At 27.5% G+C, this 13,914-nt stretch carries 13 protein-coding genes, 1 tRNA gene and 2 pseudogenes; 11 read left to right on the top strand and 5 right to left on the bottom strand.

What is annotated here, in order from left to right; translation table 4 throughout:
* Positions 1-336, bottom strand: a pseudogene (locus AB668_RS05915) (hypothetical protein); the annotation flags it as partial.
* A 232-nt stretch (positions 337-568) separates the two neighbouring features.
* Between AB668_RS05915 and AB668_RS01550 the strand changes: the two are divergent.
* The 11 genes from AB668_RS01550 (at position 569) to AB668_RS01500 (ending at position 11,040) form a co-directional block, all read left to right on the top strand.
* Positions 569-850, top strand: coding sequence for an arginine deiminase family protein (locus AB668_RS01550; protein ID WP_050517325.1), 282 nt, complete (start codon positions 569-571; stop codon positions 848-850).
* A gap of 16 nt (positions 851-866) precedes the next feature.
* Positions 867-1,862 (top strand): ornithine carbamoyltransferase, encoded by a 996-nt coding sequence (argF, locus tag AB668_RS01545; protein ID WP_050517324.1) that lies wholly within the window; start codon positions 867-869, stop codon positions 1,860-1,862.
* 14 nt (positions 1,863-1,876) lie between these two features.
* Positions 1,877-3,382 carry a YfcC family protein gene (locus AB668_RS01540; protein WP_050517323.1) on the top strand — a complete coding sequence of 502 codons (1,506 nt, stop codon included), beginning with the start codon at positions 1,877-1,879 and terminating at the stop codon, positions 3,380-3,382.
* A 15-nt stretch (positions 3,383-3,397) separates the two neighbouring features.
* A complete protein-coding gene (gene arcC, locus AB668_RS01535) occupies positions 3,398-4,330 on the top strand; it encodes a carbamate kinase (RefSeq protein ID WP_050517322.1) in 933 nt (310 codons plus the stop codon).
* Positions 4,331-4,488: 158 nt separating this feature from the next.
* A tRNA-Ser gene (locus AB668_RS01530) sits at positions 4,489-4,579 on the top strand.
* Positions 4,580-4,674: 95 nt separating this feature from the next.
* The gene (locus AB668_RS01525) at positions 4,675-5,340 is read left to right on the top strand and encodes a hypothetical protein (RefSeq protein ID WP_050517321.1); all 666 of its coding nucleotides are present in this window, start codon (positions 4,675-4,677) and stop codon (positions 5,338-5,340) included.
* Positions 5,341-6,765: a proline--tRNA ligase gene (gene proS / locus AB668_RS01520; protein WP_050517320.1), complete on the top strand. Its 1,425-nt coding sequence runs from the start codon at positions 5,341-5,343 to the stop codon at positions 6,763-6,765. It begins immediately after the preceding gene.
* A gap of 13 nt (positions 6,766-6,778) precedes the next feature.
* A complete protein-coding gene (locus AB668_RS01515; protein WP_050517319.1) occupies positions 6,779-7,441 on the top strand; it encodes a ribonuclease H1 domain-containing protein in 663 nt (220 codons plus the stop codon).
* Between the two features lies 1 nt (position 7,442).
* Complete coding sequence (locus tag AB668_RS01510) at positions 7,443-8,396, top strand: alpha/beta fold hydrolase (protein ID WP_050517318.1); 954 nt, start codon at positions 7,443-7,445, stop codon at positions 8,394-8,396.
* A gap of 14 nt (positions 8,397-8,410) precedes the next feature.
* Positions 8,411-10,213, top strand: a complete 1,803-nt coding sequence (gene lepA / locus AB668_RS01505) for a translation elongation factor 4 (RefSeq protein WP_050517317.1) — start codon at positions 8,411-8,413, stop codon at positions 10,211-10,213.
* 50 nt (positions 10,214-10,263) lie between these two features.
* Positions 10,264-11,040 carry a hypothetical protein gene (locus AB668_RS01500; RefSeq protein WP_050517316.1) on the top strand — a complete coding sequence of 259 codons (777 nt, stop codon included), beginning with the start codon at positions 10,264-10,266 and terminating at the stop codon, positions 11,038-11,040.
* A gap of 53 nt (positions 11,041-11,093) precedes the next feature.
* Here the strand turns inward: AB668_RS01500 and typA are convergent, their stop codons facing one another.
* From typA to AB668_RS01485, 4 genes and pseudogenes are all read right to left on the bottom strand, one after another.
* Complete coding sequence (typA, locus tag AB668_RS01495) at positions 11,094-12,923, bottom strand: translational GTPase TypA (RefSeq protein WP_050517315.1); 1,830 nt, start codon at positions 12,921-12,923, stop codon at positions 11,094-11,096.
* 101 nt (positions 12,924-13,024) lie between these two features.
* Positions 13,025-13,282 carry a DpnII family type II restriction endonuclease gene (locus AB668_RS01490; RefSeq protein ID WP_050517314.1) on the bottom strand — a complete coding sequence of 86 codons (258 nt, stop codon included), beginning with the start codon at positions 13,280-13,282 and terminating at the stop codon, positions 13,025-13,027.
* Positions 13,260-13,391 (bottom strand): DpnII family type II restriction endonuclease, encoded by a 132-nt coding sequence (locus AB668_RS06015; RefSeq protein ID WP_082160316.1) that lies wholly within the window; start codon positions 13,389-13,391, stop codon positions 13,260-13,262. Before AB668_RS06015 ends, AB668_RS01490 begins: the two co-directional genes overlap by 23 nt.
* A 48-nt stretch (positions 13,392-13,439) precedes the next feature.
* A pseudogene (locus AB668_RS01485) lies at positions 13,440-13,914 on the bottom strand (IS1634 family transposase); the annotation flags it as partial.

Genomic DNA, 13,914 nt, shown 5'->3' with positions numbered 1-13,914 from the left:
TTTTGGATTTATAGAACGTAATAATGAAATTGCATACAAGTGATTGGCAAAATCTGATGTATAAACTTCTTTTAGATCACTTAAAATATCTTGTGAAACCGATTTAGCTAATTCATAATCACCATAATATTTAAAGCTAATCTCCTTTTTAATTTCTTCTTTTTTAATAAACTCACCATCAATGATGTGTCCTATCACTTTACCCTCTTTTGGTTGATTAGAACCGTTTTTTCTTACACAACCAACTCTTTCAATTACAGCTCATTTTGAACCAGATTTTTTTATTACAGTATTCTTTGGTCTTGTAACTTGTCGTATCTCTAATGGTACTCCCATGTTAACCTCCTATATAGTTAATTATATAGTTAAATTATAGCATAATTAAGTAATATTTTAAAGTATTTTTTTAAATTTTCTGGAATATTTTAAAGTATTTTTTTAAATTTTTGTAACAAAAAAACGAGATATTTTAATTAAAATCTCATTTTTTATGCAATATAACTGCTTTTTATTATATTTTATGATGTTTGTATAGTTAATTTATGCGGTAAACTTTTGATTAATTGAAATGTTAAATGATGCAGTAGGTAGAGAAGTTCAAATCATTAGATGTGGTGGTAATGACTCAGTTGCTGCAGGTAGAGAACAATGAAATGATGGAACTAATGTTCTAACAATTAGACCAGGTAAAGTTATTGCTTATGATAGAAACTGAGTGACAATTGACTTACTAAGAAAAGCTGGAGTTGAAGTATTAACTATTCCTTCATCTGAATTATCACGTGGTAGAGGTGGACCAAGATGTATGACTATGCCACTATGAAGAGAAGACTTACAAGAAATTAAATAATAGGTAGGACAAAAATATGGCTTTAAATTTAAAAGGTAGAAGTTTTTTAAAATTATTAGATTTCACACCAAGAGAAATAAGATACTTATTAGATCTATCTAGAGACTTAAAAAGAGCAAAATATGCCGGAAATGAAGTACAAACAATGAAGGGAAAAAACGTTGTTTTACTATTCCAAAAAGACTCAACAAGAACTAGATGTGCATTTGAAGTAGCTGCTCTAGATCAAGGTGCTCATGTTACATATTTAGGACCATCAGGTTCACAATTTGGTAAAAAAGAATCAGTAGCAGATAGTGCTAGAGTTTTAGGAAGAATGTATGATGCTATTCAATTCAGAGGATTTGATCAAAAAGTTGCTGAAGAATTAGCAAAATACTCAGGTGTTCCTGTTTATAACGGATTAACTGATGAATTCCACCCAACTCAAATTCTTGCCGACTTTTTAACAATTGAAGAATATAAAGGTAGCTTAAAAGGATTAAAATTTGTTTTTGCAGGAGACGCAAGAAACAACGTGGGAAATTCTTTAATGGTTGGTTGTGCTAAAATGGGTATGCACTTTTTTGCTGCAACTCCAAAAGAATTATGACCAAATGAAGAACTTGTAAATGAATGTAAAGAAATCGCTAAAGAAACAGGTGCAACTATTTCATTAGTTGAAGATATGAAAGTTGCATGTAAAGATGCAGATGTAATTTATACTGATGTTTGAGTTTCAATGGGAGAACCAGCAGAAGTTTGAGAATCAAGAATCAACTTATTAAAACCTTACCAAGTAAATATGGATGCAATTAAAGTAGCAAAAGATGATGTTATTTTCATGCACTGTTTACCAGCATTCCACGATTTAAATACAGAAGTTGCTCAACAAATTCATGAGAAATTTGGATTAACTGAAATGGAAGTAACAAATGAAGTATTTGAATCTAAACACTCAGTAGTTTTTGAAGAAGCAGAAAACCGCTTACATACAATCAAAGCTGTTATGGTTGCTACTATAGGAAAATAAATAGGTGTTAAATTATGACAGTAGAAAATATACAACAAAAAACTGTGAAAAAGAAAAAACGCCAGTTTAAGATGCTTTCAGCATTCTCTATACTATTACTTATAATAGCTGGTTTAATAGTACTATCATGAATACTAAAATGAGCTGGAGTAAAAGCAGGAGAAGAAAGCATTGTTGCGGTTGGTTTATTTGATTTATTCAAAGCACCAATGGAAGGATTTGCTAAACGTGGAGAAATTATAATATTTATTCTATGTTTAGGAGCTTTCATTAATATCGTTATTGCATCACAAGCTTTAGAGGGATTCTCACAAATCATCATAGCTAAGATGAAAGGTAAAGAGATCTGATCTATTATCCCATTAATGATATTTTTTGGTATTTGTGGATCAACAGAAGGAATGGCTGAAGAATCATTAGGGTTCTATATGATATGTATCCCTATAATGATTGCTGCTGGATTTGATAAATTTACTGGTTTATTAATTGTATTATTAGGAGCAGGTACTGGTGTATTAGCTTCAACAGTTAATCCATTTTCTATCGGAATTGCTGTTGATAGTATAAATCAAAATTTAGCAGAAAAAACAAGTGTTGGTGATGGATTAGTATGACGTTTAATATCATTTGTTATATTAATGAGTATTTCAATAACTTTTGTTTTCTTATATGCTAAAAAAGTTAAAAATAACCCATCAAAATCTGTTGTGTTTAAAACATTAGAAGAAGATAAAAAATTCTTCTTAACTAACTCAACTGAAAAAATTCAAATGAACTGAAGAAGAAAAATCACAATCTCTGTTTTTGGAATAACATTATTAATGATGATATTCTATTTAGTTGGTTGAGATTCAATTTTTGGTAATAAAAATTCTGAAATTTTTGCAAATTTCATTAAAGACAAAATCCCTTACTTATCTGGAACTGATGATGGATTTGGTAATGGCGGTATGACATCTGTTGCTGCTATATTCTTAATTAGTTGTGTTGTTCTTGCTTTAGTAAATGGATTAGGTGAAGAGAAATTCATTAAAGAATTTATGGTTGGTGCATCAGATTTACTAGGTGTATGTCTAGTAATTGCTGTTGCAGCAGGAGTTACTTGAATCTTAGATGTAAGTAAAATGCAAAATCTATTTGTAGGTGGCTTACAAAAATCAATAGGTTCAATAAAATCTCCTACTTTAATACTATTAGTAATGTTTATTTTATTTTTACCTTTATCATTTTTAATTCCATCAACTAGTGGTTTTGCTGGTGCAGTGTTTCCTTTATTAGGTGGAATTGCTGTTAAAAACCCTGAAGTATTAGCATCAGGTTCTATTACTGCATTCTCATTTGCGTCAGGATTAATTAACTTAATTACTCCAACTAGTGGAGTTGTTATGGGAGCTGTTGCTATTGCTAGAATGGATTATGGTAAATTTGTAAAAAGTATGGCACCAATTTTAGGTATTTTAACTGCTGCTTCATTAACATTATTATTAACAGGTGGAGCTATTGGTGGACAAATAGCATAGAAAGTATAATAAAATATGTCTAAAATCGTTATTGCAGTTGGTGGAAATGCTTTAGGAAACACACCAATAGAACAAAAAGAAATAGTTAAAAACACAGCTAAATCACTTGTAGATTTTATCGAACAAGGTAATGATATTGTAATAGTTCATGGTAATGGACCACAAGTTGGTATGATTAATAATGCTTTTGATATCGCTAATAAAAACGATTCAAAATCTCCAATTGTTGATTTTCCTGAATGTGGAGCTATGAGCCAAGGATATATTGGATATCACCTACAACAAGCAATTGATAATGAAATAAAATCAAGAAAATTAAATAAACACATTGCAAGTATAGTTACTCAAACTTTAGTAGATAAAAATGATCCTGCATTCTTAAATCCAACAAAACCAATTGGTTCATTTATGAGTGAACAAGAAGCTAAAACATTAGCTGAACAAAATTCATGAACTGTTGTTGAAGATGCTGGAAGAGGATGAAGAAGAGTTATCGCTTCACCAAAACCAGTTGATATTGTTGAAAAAGAAATTTTATTACAATTAATCAACAATTCATTTATTACAATCGCTGGTGGAGGTGGAGGAATACCTGTTTATCTAGAAAATGATAAATTAACAGGTATCGCTGCAGTTATTGATAAAGATTTTGCTGCCGCTAAAATTGCTGAGATAATTGATGCAGAAAGTTTAATAATTTTAACTGCTGTTGACAAAGTTATGATTAATTATAAAAAACCAAATCAAGAATCATTAGAATCATTAACATTACAACAAGCAGAAGATTATATCTCTCAAGGTCATTTTGCAGCAGGTTCAATGCTTCCAAAAATTCAAGCTGCTATGTCATTTGTTCAAAAAACTAATGGTAAAGTTGCTTATATTGGTTCACTAGAACAAGCTGACAAAGTTTTACAAGGATTAAGTGGAACAAAATTTATTAAATAATGTATAAAAGTTCAAATTAAATTTGAACTTTTTATTTTGAAAAATTATCTTATTTATACTATTACTTGATTTATACTCGTTACAAAATTAAAAACTTAGTATTTTATAGTTTTATTTAATGCTTTTTTATGTAATAATTATAAAGTAACAAAAAATATGGGTTAATACTCAAGTTGGTGAAGAGGACACCCTGCTAAGGTGTTAGGTCGGTTACCCGGCGCGAGAGTTCGAGTCTCTCTTAACCCGCCATTTTAGAATAAAAACAAGACTGCTTAGCAGTCTTTTTTATTTTTTAAATCTTAAAAAAATATTATAATTATTAGAGAAAGAATCGGTAAAAACAAATGGATAAGAAAAAAGATCGTTTTAAATATAAAATTAAAGAATTTAATAAAGAAAAAACAAAAGAACTTTTATCAAGATTAAAATTTTGAAAAACAAATAGCGATCTTATTAGACATAATTATTTCGACAATCTTTTAAAATCTTTTTTTATCTCAAATGAAAGTGAAAAGAAAACAATTATCGATTTATTTGAAAAGAAAAATATTGAGTATTTTTTATTTTATACAGATCATAAAAATTGACAAAATATCTTAGATTATGGTATTCGTCCAGTTAGACAATTGATCTTAAAACCCAAAGAAGAATATGTAGTGTGAACTTATCAACAACAAGAACATACAATTTCACTAGAGTTTGATGTTTCAACAAGAGCTCACTTTTGAAAATGAATGAGTGATTCTGGATTTAATCCTAAAGATGTTATGATAATAGGAATCAATCCTAAATATTTAGCTAAAACAACTAAAAAAGATTGAATTTGAGATAGATCTAAATCTATGGCTATTATTTCAGAAGAAATTCAAGTTGAAGCAATAGATTGAATTATGATTAGAAATTATGAAATTTACAGAAAAGCACAACAAGCAATTGATAAATCAGGATTAAAAATCACTTTATATTTTGGTACTGATGGAATTGTAAAAGAAGAAAGCAGGAAAAAATAAATGGCAAAACAATTAGATAAAATAACACCTCGTAATGTTGATTTTTCAAAATGATATACAGACACTGTGATTAATGCAAAATTAGCTAGTTATGGTCCAGTGAAAGGTACAATGATTTTTAGACCTTATGGATATGCTATTTGAGAATTAATTCAAAAACACTTAGATGCTGAATTTAAAAAAATGAAAGTTCAAAATGTTTACTTTCCAGTTTTAATTCCAGAATCATTATTTAATAAGGAAAAGGAACATATTGATGGTTTTTCTCCTGAAATTGCAACTGTTACTAGAGTTGGAAATAAACAATTAGAAGAAGCTTTATTTATAAGACCAACTAGTGAAGTTTTAATGATGGATTTTTTCAGTAAAGAAGTTAACTCATATAGAGATTTACCTTTAATTTATAATCAATGATGTAATGTTATGCGTTGAGAAAAAACTACTCGTCCATTTTTAAGAACTAGTGAATTTTTATGACAAGAAGGACACACTGTTCATAATTCATATCAAGAAGCTCAACAATTTACTTTAAAAGCCTTACAAGTTTATAAAGATTTTGCTGAAAATGTTTTATTACTTCCGGTTATAACAGGTAAAAAAACTGAAAAAGAAAAATTTGCAGGAGCTCAAGATACTTATACAATTGAATCTTTAATGTTTGATGGTCAAGCTTTACAATGTGGTACTTCTCACTTTTTTGCAGATAACTTCACAAAAGTTTATGATATAAAATTCCAAAACAAAGAAGGAAAATTAGAACATGCTTATTCAACTAGCTGAGGAGTTTCTACACGTTTAATTGGAGCTATTATTATGACTCATAGTGATGATAATGGATTAGTATTGCCAAGTTTAATTTCACCAACTCAAATTCAAATTATTCAAGTAAAAAATACAGATGAAGTTGTAAAAGTTTCAAATGATTTAAAAGAACAACTTTCTAATTATAGAGTTGATATTGATGATACAGATAAAAGCTTTGGATTCAAAATAAGTGAAGCTGAAATCAAAGGTATTCCAATTAGAATTGAAATAGGACCTAGAGATCTAGAAAATAATCAAGTAACAATTTCAAGACGCGATGAACAAACTAATAAGATTAAAGTAGATCTAAAAGATGTAGTTAGTGTTGTAAATCAAATGATCAAAGATTACGATAAAGCATTATATAATAAAGCTTTAGAAAATAGAAAAAATAAAACTTCTAAAGCTGATACAATTGAACAATACATTGAAATATTAAAAGAAAATCAAGGATTTGTTTTAGTTCCATTCTGCGGAAGAATTGAATGCGAAAATGAAGTAAAACAAAAAACCTCAACAAATTCTAGATGTGTTGCTTTTGATGTAGAACAAACTAAATCAAAATGTTTTAATTGTAAACAAGATTCAGACTTACAAGTATATTTTGCTAGAGCATATTAGTGAGGTGTTTATTATGAGTAAACAAAAATTTTATGCAGTTAGAAAAGGAAAAAAACCAGGGATATATTTAACTTGATCTGAAGCAAAAACTCAAGTTGAAAATTTTTCTAATGCTGAATATAAATCATTTTCAAGCAAAAAAGAAGCATTAGAATATATGAAATCAAATTCATCAGCTACTTTAGAACAAAAAGTAAAATCATCAAATAAATTAAGTAAAGTTATTAGACCAAATAGCGATACTTCAGCTGTTGCTTATACAGATGGTAGCTATAGAGTTAAAGATAATACCTATTCTTTAGGAGCTGTTATTTTACTTAAAGATAAAGAAATTCATATATCTCAAAGATTTGATGATACTCAAATTGCTAATCTTAGAAATGTTGCTGGAGAAGTATTAGCTGCAATCCAAGTAATTAATTTTTGTTTAGATCATAATATTAAAAATTTAAAAATTTGTCATGATTATCAAGGAGTTAGCAACTGAATAACTAAAGAGTGAGAAACTAAAATCGAGTTTACTAAAAAATATAAACAGTTTGTTGATGATCAAAAATCAAAAATCAATATTTCATTTGAATGAATAAAAGCACACAATAATAATAAATATAATGAATTAGCAGACCAACTAGCTAATAATGCTACATTTGATTTAGTTATAAAAGAGGTTAAATAATATGAAATCAAATCAGTTGATTAATAATTTTCAAATTCAATCAGTAGATGGTAGAGAAATAAAAACCTATTTATGAAATGATACTAAAAAACCTAAAGCAGTTATACATTTAATTACCACTGGTACTGAATCAGTTAAAAGTTATAGAGAATTTGCAAAAAGAATGAATAAACAAAATATAATAGTAGTTTGTTCTGAACAACGTGGTTTTTCAAAAAGTAAAAAAGATAAAAATACTCAAGATGATAATGTGTTTTTTAGTTATTTTCACGGTTGACAACTTATTGTTGAAGATTTAAAATCAGTAAATAATTTTATTAGAAAAACTTATAAACATTTACCTTTATATTTAGTTGGTCATTCACTAGCAACAGTATTTGCAAAAGCTTATGCTATTAAATATTCTGAAACAATTGACGGATTAATATTTTCATCATTTATTGAATTTAATTTAGCTTCTTTATTATCAAATAATTTTTTATTATTATTAATTGAATTATTTGCAGGAAAAAAATATGCTTGTCATTTTAAAAAAATATCATATTTGAACAAATTTACTAAAATAATGAAAAAATATCGAAATATTGAAAATGATGATATTTTAGAAAAATATATAAATCTTAGTCAAGATCCACTACTAATTAAAACCTTTAGTGTTTCAGCTTTACGAGATGTTTATAAATGTATGCTATTTAATAGTTGTGTAAATAATATAAAATTTATTAGACAAGACCTACCGATTTTAATTCTGGCTAATAATAACGATTATAAAACTGCTCAAAGATACACTAAGATGTCAGAAACTTTATTAAAAACATTATTAAAAAATGATTGTTTTACTCATTATGTAATGTTTGATAATATAAAAGATAAAGTTTTTAGCAAAGAACCAAATAAAGAATTAGAAGACAATATCAATTTATTTATAGATAAATACAATAAAAAGTATATATAACAGAAGGGAATAATATGGATAAATCTAGAATAAGAAATTTTAGTATTATTGCTCATATCGATCACGGTAAGTCGACTTTAGCTGATCGTATTTTAGAATTGACTGAGACTGTTGAAAAACGTGAAATGCAAAACCAACTTTTAGACTCTATGGATATTGAACGTGAAAGAGGAATCACAATTAAACTAAATTCAGTTCAATTGAAATATATGAGCAAAGACAATCAAGAGTACATTTTTAACTTAATTGATACTCCGGGTCATGTTGATTTTACTTATGAAGTTTCAAGAAGTTTAGCAGCTTGTGAAGGAGCTATTTTAGTTGTTGATGCCACTCAAGGAGTTGAAGCTCAAACTTTAGCTAACGTTTATTTAGCTATAGATAATAATTTAGAAATTATTCCTGTTATTAATAAAATTGATTTAGCTAGTGCTGATGTTGATAGAGTTAAAGAACAAATAGAAGAAATTATCGGTTTAGATTGTAGTGATGCACCTTTAATTTCAGCTAAAACTGGGTTAAACGTTGAACAAGTATTAGAAGCAATTGTTGAAAAAATTCCAGCACCAAATGATGCTGAAGATGATAAACCATTAAAAGCTTTAATTTTTGATAGTTATTATGATAAATATCTAGGTGTTGTGATGTCAATTAGACTAAAACAAGGAACTATTAAAGTTGGAGATAAAATTAAACTAATGTCTACTGGAGCAGAGTATGAAGTTAACTCACTAGGAATTAAAACTCCAAAAATAGTTAAAAAAGATATGTTAGAAGCTGGTGAAGTAGGTTGAATTTCAGCTTCAATTAAAACTATTAAAGATGTTAACGTTGGAGATACTATAACAAGTTTAAATAATCCAGCAGACGAACCTTTAGAAGGTTATAAAAAATTAAAACCAATGGTATATTGTGGAATCTATCCAATTGATACTAATAAATATCAAGACTTTAAAGAAGCATTAGAAAAAATTGAATTATCAGATTCTTCTTTAGTTTATGAACCCGAAACTAGTCAAGCGTTAGGGTTTGGATTTAGATGTGGATTTTTAGGATTACTACACATGGAAGTTATTCAAGAAAGATTAGAAAGAGAATACAATCTTGAACTAATTGCAACATCACCAAGTGTTATTTATAAAGTACATTTAACAAACGGTGAAATTTTAGAATTAGATAATCCCGCTAAATTACCTGATGCTCAAAGAATTAAAAAAATAGAAGAACCATTTGTAGAAATTAGAATTGCAACTCCAGTTGACTATATTGGTGATTTAATGAACCTTTGTCAAAACAAATTAGGAGTTTATAAAGATATGGAAATTATTGATAATACAAGACGTGTACTTGTTTATCAAATGCCATTAGCTGAAATTATTTTCGACTTTTTCAACAAGTTAAAATCTATTTCTAGAGGTTATGCATCTTTTGAATATGACTTAATTGGTTATAAAGAATCAAAATTAGTTCGTATGGATATTAAGTTAAATGGTGATATGGTTGATGCCTTTTCAATGATAGTAAATCAAAAATTTGCATATCAAAGAGGAGCTGCTTTAACTTTAAAATTAAAAGAATTAATTCCAAGACAGAACTTTGAAGTACCAGTTCAAGCCACAATTGGAAATAAAGTAATTGCTAGAGAAACAATTAAAGCGTATCGAAAAGATGTTACTTGAAAACTACATGCCGCTGACAAATCGAGACGTAAAAAACTTCTAGAAAAACAAAAAGAAGGTAAAAAGAAAATGAAAGAAATTGGTTCTGTTGAAGTCCCTCAAGAAGCATTTATAGCAGTTTTAAAATTAGATGATTAATTTTTCTAAAAAATAACCTAATACTATATTGTAGAAAGAGAGGACAAAAAATGTTTAAACACGATAATGCATTAAAAAAAATTGTTGATGATGAACTACTAATTATAGTAGATGCAGCACAATCAGAACCTGATTTTTTGTACTCACTAAGATCTAAATGAAAGGATCTAAATGACTTTAAGAAATTTGAAAATTGAATCGAAGAATCATTTCCAAAAATTAAAGCCATATTTATTTCTGAAACTAATAAACCAGATGAAGACTACAATGAATTACTTTTAGTTAGGTTAAGAACACTTTTAAAAGTAGAAAAAGAATTTTTAGAAACATATCAAAATTTACAATTAAAAGATAATAATTATGATCATGTTAATGAGTTTGGAGTAGATGTTCAAATAAGAAACTCTTTTTATGAATTAGTTATAGAATATGCTAAAACTTTTGTTGAAGAATTAAAAACAACTGAGAATATAAAAGAATTTGAATTTTTCTCAGGTAAACTTCTAGATTCATTTATAAGGGTATTAAAAGCAGAATCTGTTTCTGATTGTATTGATAAAGTTTATTCAACAGAAGAAATTTTATCCGATTTTATCGATGCTGTTGAAGAAAGAGATTTTGAATTATTACCATCTGAAATTATTAATGCTAACAATTTTCTAAGTTTTGTAATTTATGCACAAACCATTATTTATTATTTAATTTTAATCTATGAGACTTTAGAATTTAACGAATTACAAAAAATTGGAATAGAAGATTATGAAAATAAACTATACTATTCTGAAAGAAACGATCAAGTAGAAATTATCAAAACAATTATTAAGTAAAAAATAATCAACATAGTAAGAAAAAAAAGATTGGGAATTAATTCCAATCTTTTTTAATATTTATCATTTCTATGTTGTTTTCTTTCAACTTGAGTTAATCAACGTTTACGTAATCTAATATCAGTTGGTGTTATTTCAACTAATTCATCAGCTTGAATATATTCTAAAGCTTCTTCCAAAGTTAGTTTTCTAGGTGGAGTTAATTTAACTGCATCATCACTTCCGCTTGCTCTAGTGTTTGTTAATTTTTTACCTGTTGTTGGGTTTACATCTAAATCATTATCACGTGAGTGTTGTCCAATGATCATTCCCTCATAAACATCAACTTGTGGACCTATAAATAAGATTCCACGATCTTCTAAATTATTTAATGCATAAGGTAAACTTTTACCATTCGCCATTGACACTAAAACACCGTTTTGTCTTCCAGCAATTTCTCCTTTATAAGATTGGAACCCCATATGGCTTTTAACCATTATTCCCTCACCGTGAGTATCGTTTGTAAATTCACTTCTAAATCCAATTAACCCTCTTAAAGGAACTGAGTAAACTATTTTATCTCTAATTCCATCAGAATCCATATCCATCATGATACCTTTTCTTAAATTTAATTTATTAATAATTGTTCCTGAATATTCAGTAGGCACATTTATAATAACTTTTTCCATAGGTTCTAGTAGTTCACCAGTCATTGGCTCTCTTTGAAATAATACTTCAGGTTTGCTTACTGCAAGTTCAAAACCTTCTCTTCTCATAGCTTCAATTAGAACAGAGATATGTAGTTCACCACGTCCTAAAACTTTAAATCCTTCAATAGTTGAGTTTTCTAAAGGCTCAATTCTTAAACCGACATTAACTTCAGTTTCTTTTTCTAAACGTTCTTTGATGTTTCTTGAAGTCACAAATTTTCCTGCTTTACCAGCAAAAGGTGATGTGTTAACTAAAAAGTTCATTGACATTGTTGGTTCTTCTATAACAATTGGTTTCATTGGTTTTACTACATTTAATTCATTAATAGTATCTCCAATTGAAATATCTTCAATTCCTGCAAAAGTAATAATATCTCCAGCACTAGCTAGTTTTACATTAACACGACTTAAACCTTGATATACCATTAGTTTTGCAATTTTACCTTGTTTTATTGATCCATCGTTTTTAACAATAGTTACAGTTTGATTTTCTTTGATTGACCCTTCAAAAATTCTTCCAATTCCTAGTCTTCCAACAAAACTATCATAAGCTAAAGTTGAAACTTGCATTACTAAGTTGTTATTAGCTAATTCTAGTGGATAACTTCCTACTTGATTTACAATTGTTTCAAATAATGGATTTAAATTTTCTGATATTTCTTCTAATGAATATTGAGCAATACCATCTCTTGCAATTCCATATAATGTGGTGAAATCTAATTGTTCATCAGTTGCATTTAATTCTAAGAATAGTTCTAATACTTCTTCAACAACTTCTTCTGCTCTTTGATCTTTTTTATCAATTTTATTAATAAATAGAATAGGTTTTAACCCTACTTCTAATGCTTTTTGTAATACAAATCTTGTTTGAGGCATTGGTCCTTCACTTGAATCAACTAGCAGAATAACTGTATCAACCGTTTTCATGATACGTTCAACTTCACTTGAAAAATCAGCATGTCCAGGAGTATCAACTATATTAATTTTTATATCTTTATAATTGATTGAACAGTTTTTAGAATAAATTGTAATTCCTCTTTCACGTTCTTGATCATTTGAATCCATAACTTGAGCAACAACTTCTTGGTTTTCACGAAATGCTCCACCTTGTTTTAGTAATGCATCAACTAATGTTGATTTACCTGCATCAACGTGAGCAATAACGGCTATATTAATTATTTTTTGATTATTCATTTATTTACCTCTACTATATTTTATTTTTTTTAATTTAGAAAAAACTCCGCTTTCTAGATCTGCTATATTGTATAAATGTTCTCATTTATCATAAATATCTTCTAACCTTTTTTTAAAGTATTTCAAGCTTGACCATCAGTTACTCAAACAAAATTAAAATTATTTATATTTTGAGAATCTTGAAGTATTTTTTGATAACTTCTTCAAGTTTCTGTAATTTTAGATCCAGTTGTACCGTAGTAATTACATTCAATGACATAAATAGTTTCACCAACAATGATTACAAAATCAAATTTTTTGTTTTTAGATACTTTTGATAAGTTGATATTAAATTTTTTAGATATTTGTTTTATTGTCATTTGAGAAAAAGTAATTTTTATCTTTTTCAAAACCTGCCTGGATAATTTGATTTTCAACAATAGCTTCCATTATTTTTCCAGATCTATTTTTTCTCGCATTAGTGTCCATTCCAACCTCAACACCTAATATGTAATAAAAAATTCCCAATTTCAGACACTATATTTTTAAAACTTTAATAAGTTCTTTAATATATTTTAATGTTTCAACATCATCCCACTCTTCTCTTACTCTTGGTTTTCTTTTTTTCATTACTTTTGATAAATATCTAAAAATTTGACCAATTGTTTTATTTTCTAAAACACCATTTTCAAGTAAGTAATTTTTTATTCTGCAAAGCATTATAGATGATAAAAAATTAATAAATTCAGTAGCTATTATTCTGTAATTTCCCTGAACATTTCCTTCGTTTTGTTCTAATACATTTTTAAATTGCTTAAATAATAACTCAATTTCTCATCTCTTTTTGTATGAGATGTAGATATCTTTTATGTTTAAATTTCCATTACATTCAAAAATAATTAGTCCAAAAAGATCTTCTTTTTCCAATAGTTTTTTTTCATCATAAACACCTTTTTTATAAGTTCGACTAATAAAATTTTTCTTCTGAGTAAATTCTGTTAAAGTTGACCTA

Origin of the sequence: Mycoplasma sp. HU2014, assembly GCF_001199495.1 — a bacterium.
GTDB lineage: Bacteria > Bacillota_I > Bacilli_A > Mycoplasmatales > Mycoplasmataceae > Mycoplasma.
The sequence above is the reverse complement of the archived record's forward strand: the minus strand, read 5'-3'. Positions and strand labels throughout refer to the sequence as shown.